General features: G+C 68.2%; 12 protein-coding genes and 2 pseudogenes. 4 read left to right on the top strand and 10 right to left on the bottom strand.

Going from position 1 to position 13,839, the window contains the following annotated elements:
• Positions 1 to 52: 52 nt before the first annotated feature.
• The 6 genes and pseudogenes from ACIQD6_RS26365 to ACIQD6_RS26340 form a co-directional block, all read right to left on the bottom strand.
• Positions 53 to 226 carry a hypothetical protein gene (locus tag ACIQD6_RS26365; protein ID WP_401886532.1) on the bottom strand — a complete coding sequence of 58 codons (174 nt, stop codon included), beginning with the start codon at positions 224 to 226 and terminating at the stop codon, positions 53 to 55.
• 271 nt (positions 227 to 497) lie between these two features.
• Complete coding sequence (locus tag ACIQD6_RS26360) at positions 498 to 1,322, bottom strand: SDR family NAD(P)-dependent oxidoreductase (RefSeq protein ID WP_401886529.1); 825 nt, start codon at positions 1,320 to 1,322, stop codon at positions 498 to 500.
• Between the two features lie 175 nt (positions 1,323 to 1,497).
• The gene (locus ACIQD6_RS26355) at positions 1,498 to 3,213 is read right to left on the bottom strand and encodes an IlvD/Edd family dehydratase (protein WP_401886526.1); all 1,716 of its coding nucleotides are present in this window, start codon (positions 3,211 to 3,213) and stop codon (positions 1,498 to 1,500) included.
• 227 nt (positions 3,214 to 3,440) lie between these two features.
• Positions 3,441 to 3,530, bottom strand: a pseudogene (locus ACIQD6_RS26350) (SAM-dependent methyltransferase); the annotation flags it as partial.
• A gap of 347 nt (positions 3,531 to 3,877) precedes the next feature.
• Positions 3,878 to 4,477 carry a cysteine hydrolase family protein gene (locus tag ACIQD6_RS26345; protein WP_401886523.1) on the bottom strand — a complete coding sequence of 200 codons (600 nt, stop codon included), beginning with the start codon at positions 4,475 to 4,477 and terminating at the stop codon, positions 3,878 to 3,880.
• 91 nt (positions 4,478 to 4,568) lie between these two features.
• The gene (locus ACIQD6_RS26340) at positions 4,569 to 5,813 is read right to left on the bottom strand and encodes an MFS transporter (RefSeq protein ID WP_401886520.1); all 1,245 of its coding nucleotides are present in this window, start codon (positions 5,811 to 5,813) and stop codon (positions 4,569 to 4,571) included.
• 140 nt (positions 5,814 to 5,953) lie between these two features.
• Here ACIQD6_RS26340 and ACIQD6_RS26335 point away from each other — a divergent pair, with 140 nt between their 5' ends.
• The gene (locus ACIQD6_RS26335) at positions 5,954 to 6,889 is read left to right on the top strand and encodes a LysR family transcriptional regulator (RefSeq protein WP_401886517.1); all 936 of its coding nucleotides are present in this window, start codon (positions 5,954 to 5,956) and stop codon (positions 6,887 to 6,889) included.
• 402 nt (positions 6,890 to 7,291) lie between these two features.
• On the opposite strand, the pseudogene ACIQD6_RS26330 reads toward ACIQD6_RS26335, so the two are convergent.
• Positions 7,292 to 7,399, bottom strand: a pseudogene (locus tag ACIQD6_RS26330) (UDP-glucose 4-epimerase GalE); the annotation flags it as partial.
• Positions 7,400 to 7,917: 518 nt separating this feature from the next.
• Here ACIQD6_RS26330 and ACIQD6_RS26325 point away from each other — a divergent pair.
• Both ACIQD6_RS26325 and ACIQD6_RS26320 read left to right on the top strand, forming a co-directional pair.
• Positions 7,918 to 8,808 carry an alpha/beta hydrolase gene (locus ACIQD6_RS26325; RefSeq protein ID WP_401886514.1) on the top strand — a complete coding sequence of 297 codons (891 nt, stop codon included), beginning with the start codon at positions 7,918 to 7,920 and terminating at the stop codon, positions 8,806 to 8,808.
• Between the two features lie 481 nt (positions 8,809 to 9,289).
• Positions 9,290 to 9,943, top strand: a complete 654-nt coding sequence (locus ACIQD6_RS26320) for a TetR/AcrR family transcriptional regulator (protein WP_401886512.1) — start codon at positions 9,290 to 9,292, stop codon at positions 9,941 to 9,943.
• Here the strand turns inward: ACIQD6_RS26320 and ACIQD6_RS26315 are convergent.
• Positions 9,919 to 11,457 (bottom strand): LVIVD repeat-containing protein, encoded by a 1,539-nt coding sequence (locus tag ACIQD6_RS26315; RefSeq protein ID WP_401886510.1) that lies wholly within the window; start codon positions 11,455 to 11,457, stop codon positions 9,919 to 9,921. The genes ACIQD6_RS26320 and ACIQD6_RS26315 overlap by 25 nt on opposite strands.
• 117 nt (positions 11,458 to 11,574) lie before the next feature.
• On the opposite strand from ACIQD6_RS26315, the gene ACIQD6_RS26310 reads away from it, so the two are divergent.
• Positions 11,575 to 12,261 carry a DUF305 domain-containing protein gene (locus tag ACIQD6_RS26310; protein ID WP_401886821.1) on the top strand — a complete coding sequence of 229 codons (687 nt, stop codon included), beginning with the start codon at positions 11,575 to 11,577 and terminating at the stop codon, positions 12,259 to 12,261.
• 63 nt (positions 12,262 to 12,324) lie between these two features.
• On the opposite strand, the gene ACIQD6_RS26305 is transcribed toward ACIQD6_RS26310, so the two are convergent.
• Both ACIQD6_RS26305 and ACIQD6_RS26300 read right to left on the bottom strand, forming a co-directional pair.
• The gene (locus tag ACIQD6_RS26305) at positions 12,325 to 13,323 is read right to left on the bottom strand and encodes a DUF6214 family protein (RefSeq protein ID WP_401886507.1); all 999 of its coding nucleotides are present in this window, start codon (positions 13,321 to 13,323) and stop codon (positions 12,325 to 12,327) included.
• Between the two features lie 125 nt (positions 13,324 to 13,448).
• Entirely contained in the window at positions 13,449 to 13,799 is a 351-nt protein-coding gene (locus tag ACIQD6_RS26300; protein ID WP_401886504.1) for an ArsR/SmtB family transcription factor, read from the bottom strand.
• Positions 13,800 to 13,839: the final 40 nt, after the last annotated feature.

Below are 13,839 nucleotides of genomic sequence, written 5' to 3'. Positions count from 1 at the left end.
CAACCTGCTCAAGCCTCGCACCGGCCTCCGCCCACAACGTGGCGTGGCCTGGTCAGCGCTTGAAGCTGTCCTTCGACCTCTCCTTGGTGCCCCGGGCCTTGCCCCGGGCTTCCAGTGCGGCTCCCTTGGCTGCGGTGGTCTCGTTGCCCATCGCGTGGGCCACCTTCCTCACGGCCTTCCCGACAACCTGCTCGGTCTTGGCCTTGGCCTTCTCTCCGGCACTCATGTCGGTCCTTTCGTAGGCACTCACTCATCCGCCTGCCCCCGGCCCCGGAGCGGAAACAATGGGCACAACACCACCGCGCCGCCTCCGACAGCCGTGCTCTCCAGCAGCTCGCCGCAGCGATACCCACACACTTCATTGTGTTCCCGGAAGAAGTGTTTTGGTGGCGCTCGATGTGAGGTTTCTGGGGCGCAAGTGCCCTGACCTCAGCGTTTTGCTCGGTTCGGCCGGGCTGGGTCGCTCACTCCGAGACGCCCGTGGACCAGATCTAGCATCACGAGTTCCGCACACCGCCGCGTGGTGTCACGTGGAAGTCGAACCCCACGGTCCCGGGATCCAGGGCTGTCGCCCCACCATCAACGGTGAGCACTGCGCCATTGACGTAGGACGCCGCTGGAGAGAGCAACCAGCCAATCGCCTCGGCGACTTCACGTGGCTCGCCCGGCCGCCCCATGGGCAGGAACCGAGTCGCCTCCTGGTACGCGGACTCCACGCTGCCGTCCGCCAAGTCCGCTTCCTGAGCGAATCGCGCCATGCGCCGGTCGGCCATCTCGCTCTTCACCCAGCTGGGGCACACGATGTTGGCGCGCACTCCCCGAGTCCCGTAATCGATGGCGACGGAACGGCACAGCTGCAGCAGGGCGGCCTTGGACGTGGCGTACGGAACGTTGCTCGCGCCGTTGCGCAGTGCGGAGACCGACGCCACGGCGACTACCGATCCCCGCGCCTGCAACAGGTGTGGGATCGCCGCACGCAGGAGCAGCAGTGGACCAGTGACGTTGGTACGCATCACGTCGTCCCAGTCCTCCAACGACAAGTCGCCAACAGCTCCACCACGCCCGATACCCGCGTTGAGCACAAGACCATCGAGCCGCCCGTGGGCAGCGAGGGCCGCGCGGACGAGACCGTCTGCCGCATCGGGATCACTCACATCGGACGGATACGCCAGTACCTCGATCTCCCGTTCGAGTTGCCGTAACGGTTCGGCTCGCCGCCCGGAGACCACCACATGGTGGCCACCCTCGCGCAACAGCCGGGCAGTGGCTGCGCCAATGCCCGTTCCTCCACCGGTCACGACGATAACTCGCTTGTCTGCCATGGTCGTTCGCCTTCCACCCCGAGATCAAAACGGAGCCCATGGTAGAGGGGGCTACGTGCCCAGCGCCTCACTGCCGACGATTCGAAAGACTCCGCGCAGTGTGTGGAAGGTGGATCCTTACGCCCCTCCTGACCGTCCGATGCCCAGGGGTCGAGAGAGGAGCCCGACGTCGCGATCAGTGCGACTCACGGCTCACTTCAGAACCGCTGGAGCCGACGAGGAAGTCGAGGTCGGCGCCGGTGTCGGCCTGGAGGACGTGGTCGACGTAGAGCCGCTCCCAGCCACGTCGGGGCTTGGCGAAGCCGGTGACGGTGGCCTCGTTGGGGATCCTTCGGGCGAGTTCGTCGGCGGGTACGTCGACATCGATGCGGCGGGCCTCGACGTCGAGGGTGACGAGGTCCCCGGTTCGCACCAGCGCGAGGGGCCCTCCGGCCGCGGCCTCCGGCGCCACGTGCAGGACGACGGTGCCGTAGGCGGTGCCACTCATGCGGCCGTCGCAGATACGGACCATGTCGCGGACGCCCTGTTCGAGCAGCTTCTTCGGCAGCGGCATGTTCGAGACCTCGGGCATGCCCGGGTAGCCCTTGGGGCCGCAGCCGCGCAGAACAAGAACCGAATCGGCGTCGACATCGAGTTCCGGGTCGTCGATGCGGGTGTGGAAGTCCTCGATGGAGTCGAAGACGACGGCCCGGCCGCGATGCCTGAGCAATCGCGGGGAGGCGGCAGCCGGTTTGATGAGCGCGCCGTCCGGAGCGAGGTTGCCGCGCAGTACGGCGATGCCGCCCTCGGCGACCATCGGCTCGGCGCGCGTGCGGATGACATCGCCGTCCCAGATCGAAGCGTCCTCGACGAACTCGGCGAGTGGTCTGCCGGTGACGGTCAGCGCGTCGGGATCGAGCAGGTCGCGCACCTCGCGCAGGACGGCGAGCAGTCCCCCGGCTCGGTGCAAGTCCTCCATGAGGAAGCGGCCGGCCGGCTGGAGGTCCACCAGGACGGGAACGCGGGAGCCGATGCGGTCGATGTCGTCGAGCGACAGATCGACCCCCAGGCGGCCCGCGATCGCGAGAAGATGAACAACCGCGTTGGTCGAACCGCCGACGGCGGCCAGCGCCACAATCGCGTTGTGGAAGGACGCCTCGGTCAGGAAGGAACCCGGCCGCCGGTCGGCGGCGACCATGTCCACGGCCAGTCGGCCGGTGTGGTGCGCGGCCTCCAGCAAACGGCTGTCGGGGGCGGGGATTCCGGCCGTACCGGGAAGGACCATGCCCAACGCCTCGGCGACGAAGGCCATCGTCGAGGCGGTGCCCATGGTGTTGCAGTGTCCGCGGCTGCGGATCATCGCCGACTCGGATCGGGTGAACTGCTCCGAGGAGAGCGTGCCGGCCCGGACCTCCTCCGACAGCCGCCACACGTCGGTACCGCAGCCCAGCGGCGTGCCGCGGAAAGTCCCGGTGAGCATCGGGCCGCCGGGCACGACGACGGCGGGCAGGTCCACCGAGGCGGCGGCCATGAGCAGCGACGGGATGGTCTTGTCGCAGCCGCCCAGCAGGACGACGCCGTCGATGGGGTTGGCCCGCAGCATCTCCTCCGTGGCCATCGCGGCCATGTTGCGCCAGAGCATGGCAGTGGGCCGCACCTGCGTCTCGCCCAGCGACACCACGGGCAGGTCCAGCGGGATCCCGCCCGCCTCGTACACACCGTTACGGACCGAGGCCGCGACCTCGTTCAGATGCGCGTTGCAGGGAGTCAGGTCCGATGCGGTGTTGGCGATGGCGATCTGCGGCCGACCGGTGAAGGCCTCGCCGGGCACGCCTCGTCGCATCCACGCCCGGTGGATATAGGCATTGCGGTCCTGACCCGCGTACCACTGTGCGCTGCGGAGCCTCACCATGGAACGCCTCCCAGTAATTGGTAGCGATCTAGAGTTCGGAACGTCAGGAAGCGTACTCAGCCGTACGACGGATCGACAGCCCCAGGCCGACGGCACACCGAGCACTCGATGCCCTGCGCCGGACCCCGGTACGGCCGGAGCCTTCGGCGACTTCGCGGAGAACAACACCACGTACCGGAGCCGCCTGATGACCAGTCGGGGAGGACTACGGGCGGCGTCCCCGAATACGGGCGGCGTCCCCAGGCGGAGATCATCGGGGCGGTGGCCAGGTCGATCCGTCCGGCGGCGACGTTCGCCGGATGACGGTCGATCTCCTCCACACAGTCCGTCAACACGACTGCCGAAGATTCAGCACCCGCACCGCGGACGCGGTGTCCGACCCCACGCCATCGAATGATTGTCAGTTACTGAGGTTGAAATCGTGGAGTCGTAGGGGCTGACGGGTGGTCATCCGCTGCGGTGTCACCGGGGTATGCGGTATCCACAAGGGGCGGCCTGACCGCCGAACGGCATTAGTTCCGCGAGGAGTTACGGCTCCAGGCGGCTGACGGGCTGGGCGAACAGCAGGACCAGACGGGCTGCCGCTGGGTCGGCACCGAGGTGCGGGCGGCCGCCACACCGGGTGGGTGCGTCGGCCGTGGGTGGGATCGGCTCCTGGTCCGAGTCAGTCAGCCCGGAGCAGGGTGCGCAGCTCGGTGGTGTCGATGATGTGGGCCCGTGAGGGGAAGACATGGTGGAGCAGGACGTTGTGGACTTCGGTGTCCGGGTCGGCGACGCCGTCGGACAGGACGTAGAGCTGGTAGTCGCGGTCGGCCGCGTCGATGACGGTGGACAGGACGGCGCCGCTGGTGCTGGTGCCGGAGACGACCAGAGTGGTGATACCGCGCTCGCGTAGCTGCTGGTCGAGGCCGGTGGTGGACATACCGCCGTGGCGGATCTTGCGCACGATGATGTCGCCGTCCTGGGGAGCCAGGCGCTCGGGGATGGCAGCGGCGGGGTCCTCGTGGTGCATGACGCGGTGTTGAGCCAGCGGGGCGAAGGACTTGCTGGAGGCCGGGATCGCGTCCCAGTCGGCATCGGTGAAGCCGACGCGTACGTAGGCGATGGTGCCGCCATGTGCGCGAACGTCGGCGATGGCCCCTCCCACACGACCGAGCAGGGCGTTTCGGTCCTCGCCTTCGGGCACAAAGGCCACGATCGCGGGCTGGTAGTCCATGACGAGAAGCGCGGTGTGGGTGGGGTCAAGCGCGGGGGCAGTGCTCACGCGAGTGTTCTCCTTAACCGGTGGTGTGCCAGGTCGACGCGGACGCGCACCGGCGGATCGCTGCGGCCTGCGGGTGGCAAGTTGTGGTGCCTCATGAGTGGCTGCGGGACAGTTCCGGCTCGTGCTGCGACGTCTGGTCCTGTCGGGGAAGCAGGAGCGGGGTGGTCAGGATGAGCAGTCCCGCGACCGTGAGAGCGGTGCGTGGGCTGGTGACGTCGGCGAGCAGCCCGGCGAGCGCGGTGAGGACGGCGATGGAGGCCTGCTGACCGATCGACCAGGCCGACAGGGTGCGGGCGACGAGATGCTTGGGAGTGTGTTCGAGCCGGTAGGTGGCGAGTACCGGGCTGTACAGGCTCATGTTGATGATGATCGCCAGTTCGACGGCGATCACGGTGACGAGACCGATGACGCCAGGACGGACAAAGGCCAGGCCGATCAGCCAGATGGCACGCAGGGTGCCGACGGTCCGGAAGACCCGGTGCCGGCCGAAGCGGGCCACGACACGGCGGGCCAGCCGGGAGCCGATGAGTCCACCGAGGCAGGGGGCGGCGAAGGCCAGGGCGTACTGCCAGGGTGGGAACCCGAGCTGGCGAAGCAGGAGCACGGCCAGCAGCGGCTCGGTAGCCATGATCAGACCGGCGACGAGCATTTGGTTGAGGTAGAGCGGCCGCAGACCGGGGTGGCCCATGATGTGTCGCCAGCCGTCGAGCAGTGCGCCCGCCCGGAGCGGGCTCTGGTCGGTCGTTCGCGGCGCTTCTTCCCGGCCGCGGATCGCGGTGATGCCCAGCGCGGAGAGGAGGTAGCTGAGCGCGTCGGCCACCACGGTGGTGACCGGCCCGAACAGGCCGATCGCCGCCCCGCCCAGCGGTGGCCCCACCGCGATGGAGCTCCAGTTCGTGGACTCGAACCGCGCGCTGGCCACGAGCAGGTCGTCCGGCCGCACGAGGGCCTTGAGGAAGGCGCCGCTGGCCGCGTTGAAGACAATCTTGGCTGCGGCGACCACGGCCGAGACCACGAGCAGCTGGACGAAACTGAGCCATCCGAAGGCGTAGGCGACCGGGATCGTGGCCATAGCCGCAAACCGGGCCAGGTCCATCATGATCATGACCGGGCGCTTGCGCCGAAACTCCACCCACGGCGCAAGCGGCACGGCGATCAGCGCACCCACCGCAGGCCCCACCGCGGACAGCGCGGACACCTCAGCGGGTCCGGCATGCAACACCACCACGGCGATCAGCGGCAACGCCCCGAATCCCAGCCCGGCCCCGTAGGCGCTCACCGCATATGACGCCCACAGCCAGCCGAACTGCCGGCCCAACCGTCTCCTGCCCACCATGCTCAGCGCACTCCCCTTGAGGTCCCACCCGAACAAACTGACGTTGACCAATGAGAGGTAAGCGGGCAGGACAACAGCAGGTCAAACAACTGACCTGTCAGTGATCCACAACCATCAGTTGTTCACTAAGGTGGATCGGCGTGGACCTCGAAGCTGTACGTACCTTTGTCGCCGTCGCGGAAGCGGGCCAGTTCCAGAAAGCCGCCACCGACCTGTCGATCACCCAACAGGCTGTCTCCAAACGCATCGCCGCGTTGGAGAGCAACCTCGGCGTGCGGTTGTTCACCCGTGCCCCACGCGGCGCCGAACTCACCATCGATGGTCAGGCGTTCCTGCCCCACGCACGCGAGCTGCTGCGCGTCGCCGAGCGTGCGGGCGCGTCCGTGCGTCCCGGCCGCCGTCCGCTGCGCGTCGACGTGATCGCCTCGCGCAGCGCGCAGTCGGGCCTGATGCGCGGCTTCCACCGCGCACACCCCGGGATCGACCTCGACGTGATGATGCTGTTCGACATCGAGACGGCCGTCACCGCCATCCGCTCCGGTGCGATCGACGCGTCTTTCCGCGCCGTCGCCGCGCCCGGTCGATCCCTGCCCGAGGACATCGCCTCCGTCCGGGTGCTCGACGAGCCGCTCCAGCTCCTCACCGGCCCCGCCCACGCGCTGGCGAGCGCCCGTTCGGTGACCGTCGCCCAGCTCACCGGGCACCGGATCTGGATGCCCGGCATCGCCCCCGGTACAGAGTGGGGCGCCTACTACGACGACCTCGTCGCCGAGTTCGGCCTCACCATCGAGGTGACCGGCCCCAACTTCGGCTCCGACGCGCTCCTCGACACCATCTCCGACACCCCGGCGCTGGCCACCTTCATGGGCGAGCACACCCGCCTCATCTGGCCCGCCGACCATGGCCTGCGCCGCATCCCGGTGACCGACCCGACGCCCGTCTACCCGCACTCGCTCCTCTGGCACCGCGACAACCCCCACCCAGCGCTGGCCACCCTCCGCACCCACCTCGCCGCCACGACCGCCGGCCACGACATCGCCGGGACCTGGACACCGGGCTGGGCGATTCCTCGCTGAACGGCGAGGAGATCGTTTCCCGGTGAGCGGCTCGTTTGCGGAGCTCTTCCAGGGCGGCCCGGTCTCAAAACCGTTCTTCGGGCTCGCGGGCCTGGTCGCGGATCTGACGCTCGGAGGCTGCCTGGATCCGCGGACTTGGTCTTGCTCTTCTTGCTGGCCTGGTGGGCGGCGAGCGCGGCCACGTATCCGGGATTCCGGGGACGGGGCGCCGCTGGCTGTCCGGGTGGCGAGGGCATGGCGTGGGCTGGTGCGCCTGCGTGCGTCGGAACGGCAGGGGAGCTGACGGTGCCGGGGCAAGGATCCTCCGCGGGACGGCCAGTGCGTTCCGGTGATGTCGAAGGGCACGCCCGCCTCGTGGGCGGAGATCAGTTTGCCCAGGGCGTGGCTGGGCCGGCGCAGCTGGAGGCCGGTCCGTAGCTGGGGGTCGGCGCCGATGGGATTGAAGTAGCGCAGGGACAGGATCCGGATCGGCTGGGTGGCGGCGATGTCGGCGAACATGCCTTCGCACACGGTTTTGGTCCGGGCGTAGGGGCTTTGCGGGGCGTGGCGGGAATTTTCGTCGACGGTGAAGTCCTGGCCGGTCCGGTAAATCGACGCGAGGAGCTGAAGATCATGCGGCGGCAGTTGTTGCGAGCAGGTGCGTGACGAAGTCGAGGCTGCTGGTGACGTTGTCGCTAGTAGCCGACGGGGTCGGTCACCGAGTCGGGGACGACGGTCATTGCCGCGCCGTGGATGACCTCCGGCCGACCAGCGGCCCTGGTCCCATGGACCGCGCCCAGGGCCGCGAACGCCGCCTCCGAGATCGTGCTGCCCCCAGCCGAAGACGGCGGCTGACCGAGCAGCAACTGCCGGCGTCAGTTGGTTTCACTTGCCTGGCCGAATCGGCCAACTCTGGCTGGGCCGCCTCAGTTCCGCCGGAAACCCTGGATGGTCTGCCCATCTGAGGTGGAAATGATATGGAATCGCATGGACTATCAGGTTATCGATTACGCCCTTCGGAGGCGTAGTCCCGAGCATCGAGGACAGAGATGACGCTTGCGACCTCCCGCGCCTCTCTGCGGGGCATATCACTCGCGACGGCGCTCTGCGCCGTCGCCACGGCCGGTGTGCTGACCATCCCGAACGCGTCGGCGACCCTGAGGACCGGCGGCCCGTCGAATCCGCAGGCAAAGCCGTCGGCGAGTTGTACCAGCGCGAGCGGGGTGAAGCCCACCGTTGTTCTCGTCCACGGAGCATGGGCCGACGCCTCGAGCTGGAACGGCGAACTGAAGCTGCTGAGGGAAGCCGGGTATCCCGTCCGCGCCATCGCCAACCCGCTGCGGAACCTCACCACCGACTCCGAGACCGTCGCCGATTTCCTGCGGACTCTCCACGGTCCGGTGGTACTGGTCGGCCACTCGTACGGCGGCTCGGTCATCACCAACGCGGCGGCTCAGGTGGACAACGTGAAGGCCCTGGTCTACGTCGACGCGGCAGCGCCCGCGGTGGGCGAGACCAACGGATCGCTCAGCGGCAAGACATCCGCCCTCAACGCGCCGCCCAACACGCTGTTCGACAACGTGGCCTACCCGGGCGCCCCGGCAGGTGCGAAGGACCTGTACTTGAAGAAGAACATCTTCCTCAAGAACTTCGCCAACGACCTGCCCAGGGATCAGGCGACTGACCTCTGGGCGTCGCAGCGGGCGGCTTCGACCGTGGCGTTCGGCACGCCGTCCAAGTACGCGGCATGGAAGAAGATCCCGTCCTGGTATTTCATCAGCACGGGCGATCAGATCATCACGCCACAGTCCGAGCTGAGTATGGCCCGCCGGGCCAAGTCCAAGATCACCACGTTCCAGGGCGGGTCGCACCTGACACTCATCTCGCACCCGAAAGAGGTGACCGCCGTCATCACCTCGGCCATCTGCTCGGTCCACTGAGCACGGGCAGACCAAGACCGTCCACGTCTGCTCAGAGTCTGCCGTCCAAACGGCGCCCGGTCGACCCGCCCGGCCTCACCCCGTACGGCGTGAGGCCGGGCGGGGGCAAGTCGTCTGCCGACCCGCGCGTTCGGCCTGCACCTGCGCCGAGCCCGCCAGCCCCAGCAGTTTCCGCTCGGGGAACGGTCACCGTGCCCCCGAGGGAGGGAAGCGGTGGGTGCCGCGCGAGCGTGGTCGGCACCACCTGGCACGGTCCCGACAGCATTTCTTTAGCTGATGGAGCGTCAGGAAGTCAGCAAGAGTACGGTCAGAGATGACCAGATACGGCCAAACCTGCACACCATCTACGCTCCGCCGGTCTTGGGCGATCCCCCGCGTCGCCCAAGACCGGCGGCTGCCCCGTACGCACAGACCCGGAAGGGGCCCGCGACGGGACGCACTGAGTATATTGGCTGAGAGCCAGTCAACGCAGGAGTCAAGCATGTCCCCGCGGAGCGCATCGGTCAATGAAGAGCGCCGTCGGCGTTCCCGGGAACGGCTGCTGCAAGCGGCGGTGGAACTGGTCGCCGAGCGTGGGTACGAGGCCACGACGCTCGCCGACATAGCCGACCGGGCCGGTTCCGCGCGCGGTCTCATCTCGTACTACTTCCCGGGGAAACGGCAGCTTCTCCAGTCCGCCGTGCACCGGTTGATGCACCGCACCCTGGAGGCAGCGCTGATGCGCGAGCCGTGCACAGACGACGGGAGGGAGCTGATGGCGCGGGCGATCGACGCCATCCTCGGCCTCGCGGCCGACAGCCCCGTGGTGATGCGGACGCACATGGCAGGCATCCTGCAGGCCGAGGGCTTCGTACAGTGCCCCGAACAGCAGCGGCTGGCAGGGCTGTTGCGCGAGACGGTGGCGCGGTACGGATCACGGGACGCGGAGAGCGACTATCCGATGCTGCGCGCCCTGCTGATGGGCGCGGTCTTCGCGGTCCTCATGCCGGGGGCCCCGATGCCGATGCCGCGACTGCGCGCCGAGCTGTTCAAACGCTACGAGCTCGCCTGGGAGTCCGGCGTTCCGCCGGGCGGGGAGCCGCCCGGCGGAACGAGTCAGGACATCGTCCTTCAGTGGCCGAAGTCCTTGAAGTAGTCGGGCTGCGTCTGCACGTTCAGCTCGTCCATCCGCACCCGCTTCGCGGGATCGGTCGTCCGGTCGTCGAGCTTCAGCACGTCGAAGCCCTTGGCGATGTCGTTCGAGAAGATGTGGCCGTTGTAGTAGTACGCCGACCAGGAGCCTCCGCTGACCATCGTCTCGGTCGAGATCGGACCGCGCTCGAAGTAGGCGATCTCCTTCGGCTTCGAGGAGTTGGTGAAGTCCCATACGGAGACGCCGCCCTGGTACCAGGCCTGGACCATGATGTCGCGGCCCTTGACCGGGATCAGCGAGCCGTTGTGGGCGACGCAGTTCTCGGTGTCCGCCTGATGGCGGGGGATCTTGTAGTAGCCGCGGAAGACCAGCTTGCGCTGATCGCCCTTGCCGACGATGTCGTAGATACCGTCGGCGCCCCGGTTCGGGCCGATCTCGGCGTTGCAGGTGGCGGCGCCACCGCCACCCAGCTCGTCGGTGAAGACGACCTTGTTCGCCGTCTGGTTGAACGTGGCCGAGTGCCAGAAGGCGAAGTTGACATTGTCCTGGACCCGGTCGATCACCCTGGGGCGCTCCGGGTTCTTGATGTCGAAGATGATGCCGTCACCCATGCAGGCTCCGGCGGCCAGGTCCTTCGAGGGCAGCACGGTCAGGTCGTGGCAGCCGGTGGTCGCGGAGACACCCGGATTGGTGGGCGCTCCCGGGTTGCCGCCCTCCGGGAAGAGCACATCGAACTTGACGAGCGCGGCCTTCTGCGGGGCCTTGCGCGGCACCTTGATGATGGAGATGCCGTCGTGCGGCGGCTGGCAGTCCGGGAAGGACGCGCTGGGCGAGTACGAGGAGACGTAGACGTAGACGTTCTTGCGCTCCGGCACGAGCGTGTGGGTGTGCGAGCCGCAAGCGGTCTCGACAGCGGCGACGTACTTGGGGTTGCGCTTGTCGCTGATGTCGAAGATCTTCATGCCCTCCCACGAGGACTTCTCCGTGGCGGGCTGCGCCGCGCTGTTGCAGGAGTTGTCGCTGCGCGAGGAGTCGGTGGAGAGGAAGAGCAGGTCACCGGAGACCGAGATGTCGTTCTGCGATCCGGGACAGAGCACCTGCGCGACGGTCTTCGGGGACTTCGGGTTGCTGACGTCGAAGATCCGGAAGCCGTCGTAGTTGCCGGCGAAGGCGTACTTGCCCTGGAAGGCCAGGTCCGAGTTGGTCCCCGCGATGAGGTCCTTGGGGACGTTGGTGAGGTGCTCGATGTTCTTGCTGTGGACGACTTCGTCCACTCCGGGTATCTCCCCGTTCTGGACGGCCTCTCTGGCCTCGGCGGCCTGGCTGGAGGAGATCTTCCCCTTGACCGGGCTGTCGCCGGGGTCCGGTGTGGCGACCGCGGGTCCCGCGGTCAGCAGAGTGGCGAAGAGCCCGGCCGCGGCTGCTGCCACGCCCAGACGTCTGCGCCGCACGCGAGTGGTGTGCAACGAGGTCACTGCGGTTCTCCCTTGTATCCGTTCGGAGTTGAACGGGGTCATGGACCTCGGCAGTATCGTCCTTCGCATGTCCATCTCAACAGATGGCAACACAGACGTAATGAAAGTTTTTGATCACTCGTGTGCGGAAGCATGCTAGGACGGTCTTCACCACACCATCTGCCGCAGGAGGTCGCCGTGTTGATCCGTCGCAGAAGTCCGCGAGTCCGCCAATCGGCGGTCGCGGCGATGGCCGCTGTCGCCGTACTCGCCCTGGGGGCCTGCGAATCGGGCGACGACGACACCGCGGCCGGGACAGAGAGCAAGGCGGATCAGGGGCCCGGTGTGGTGGCGCCCGGCAAGCCGGGTGAGGCGGCGAGGACCCTCTCGCCCGAAGAGGCGGTGAAGGCCGCACCGGACAACACCCCTAATTCCGCCGATTTCAGCTACGCACAGATGATGATCGTGCACCATGGCCAGGCACTGGACATGACCGGACTTGTGGAGAAAAGGGCCGGATCGGATCAGGTGAAGCGGCTCGCCGCACGGATCGCCGCCGCCCAGAAGCCCGAGATCGGGGCGATGGAGGCCTGGCTGAAGAACAACGGCGGCGCGAAGAAACAGCGGGGCCATGACCACGGCACGATGCCCGGCATGGCCACGGAGGCCCAACTGACCCAGCTGGGGGCGGCGAAGGGCAAGGCCTTCGACCAGCTGTTCCTCACGCTGATGATCACTCACCACCAAGGCGCGATCACCATGGCCACCGAGGCGCTCTCGGAAGGCAACAACGTCCAGGTCGAGGAGATGGCGAACGACGTCATCTCGCAGCAGACCTCGGAGATGAACCGTATGCGTTCGATGTGAAGCCCGCGACGAGACCCGGAACGGGTCCCGACGCGGGCCGGGGGCGTGTTGCGATCCGGCTGGTCAGCGCCGGTGGTGGCGTGGTGTCAGATGCCCCTCGTCGCGCGCCCCCGCGATGAGCCTGAGCGACTTGCGGCGGCTGAACCCGGTGGCGGACATGACCGCGAGCACCGGGTCCGTGCCCGCACGCTGGGCCGCACGGTAGATCTCGGCGACGGTACGCCGGGCAGCGCTCCCCCGCGGCAGATTCGGGCGGGCGCGATGCCGGCCGGAGGAGTTCTGTTCCCGCTGCTCCCGCGCCGCCCCTTCCGCCCGCTCCATCGGCTCCACCCACTCAGACACGGGCTCCGGATCTTGATCCGCCCCCGACTCCAGTACCGGCTCCGACCCCGATTCCAAGCCGGTTTCCAGCCGCGACCCCAGCTCTCGTTCGCAGTACGGCGCGGAGTCCGCGACGGCGTCGAGCCCGCCCACGACGGGCTCAGAGACGCCAAAGGACTCCGACCCCGTCACCTCCGGGCCCGTCACCTCCGGGCCCATCAGCTCCGGGCCCATCAGCTCCGAACCAGCCGGCTCACCCCACACAGCTGCGCTCCGGCCGGGTTCGCTCCGCTCGGTCCGTCCGTCCTGGGCCCCCGATTCGCTCTGGGCCGATTCGCTCTGGGCGGCCTCACCGCGGGCGGACTCGCCAACCGCCGGCTGCGGCGCGGGCGGCCGGTGCGGCCCCACGATCACCTGGCAGGCGCTCTGGAGCGGCGCTTCGATCGCCTCGGCGAGGGCGGCGAAACCGTCCAGGGCCAGTGGCGGGTCGGCCTGCGCGTCCTCGATGGCGATCCGGCCGTCCCGTACCACAGCGAGTACGTCGACCCGGGCGCCGTCCGCGAACGTCAGCCGGATGTCGACCCAGGGCGGCAGAATCTCGTGCCGCGCGGCACCGTCGCGGGGATCGCCGGCACCGGTGACGGTGCCGTGCCCCTGGACCTCCCACACGGGCCACTCGCACGCGTCGCGCGCATCGCGCTCATGAGGCTCCTGGGCGGAAATCGATTCATGTTCCGACACATTCGCAACTTAATCAGGCAATCCGCCCTTATTGTCAGGGCACGCACACGTCGGCCCCGGACGGCACCCTGTCGGCGCATCGCACCGGAATCCGGCCTCGCACCCGCCTGGCCCGCCCGACCGGATCAGGCGCCGCCGAGCCGCTCCGCCTGGGCCGTGGCGGCACCCAGGACGCTGTCGAGCAGACCGGGAAAGAGAGCGTCCAGGTCCTCCCCGCGCAGCCCGTTCATCTTGGCCGTCCCACGGTAGACCTGCCGGATCACACCGCTCTCGCGCAGCACCCTGAAGTGGTGGGTGGTGGTGGATTTGGTGACGGGCAGATCGAAACACGAACAGGAGAGTTCGCCGTCCGCGGCGGCCAGCTCGCGGACGACACGCAGGCGCAGCGGCTCGGAGAGGGCGTGGAGCACGCTCTCCAGACGGATCTCCGCCCGCTCGGGGTGGGCGAGTTCGCGCGTACTGGTCGCGGTGGTCACTACGGCTCCACTTCATCGAGGGAACCTCATTGTACGAGGA

This window comes from Streptomyces sp. NPDC088400 (genome assembly GCF_044753355.1).
GTDB lineage: Bacteria > Actinomycetota > Actinomycetes > Streptomycetales > Streptomycetaceae > Streptomyces.
Note: the sequence above shows the minus strand (reverse complement) of the source record. Positions and strands in the feature narration are given on the sequence as shown.

Excerpts from the sequence above, each read along its gene's own strand:
- ACIQD6_RS26365 (WP_401886532.1), bottom strand. The coding sequence starts at position 226 with ATGAGTGCCGGAGAGAAGGCCAAGGCCAAGACCGAGCAGGTTGTCGGG.
- ACIQD6_RS26315 (WP_401886510.1), bottom strand. The coding sequence starts at position 11,457 with ATGACCCCGTTCAACTCCGAACGGATACAAGGGAGAACCGCAGTGACC.
- ACIQD6_RS26340 (WP_401886520.1), bottom strand. The coding sequence starts at position 5,813 with ATGGTGGGCAGGAGACGGTTGGGCCGGCAGTTCGGCTGGCTGTGGGCG.
- ACIQD6_RS26320 (WP_401886512.1), top strand. The coding sequence starts at position 9,290 with ATGTCCCCGCGGAGCGCATCGGTCAATGAAGAGCGCCGTCGGCGTTCC.
- ACIQD6_RS26355 (WP_401886526.1), bottom strand. The coding sequence starts at position 3,213 with ATGGTGAGGCTCCGCAGCGCACAGTGGTACGCGGGTCAGGACCGCAAT.
- ACIQD6_RS26360 (WP_401886529.1), bottom strand. The coding sequence starts at position 1,322 with ATGGCAGACAAGCGAGTTATCGTCGTGACCGGTGGAGGAACGGGCATT.
- ACIQD6_RS26325 (WP_401886514.1), top strand. The coding sequence starts at position 7,918 with ATGACGCTTGCGACCTCCCGCGCCTCTCTGCGGGGCATATCACTCGCG.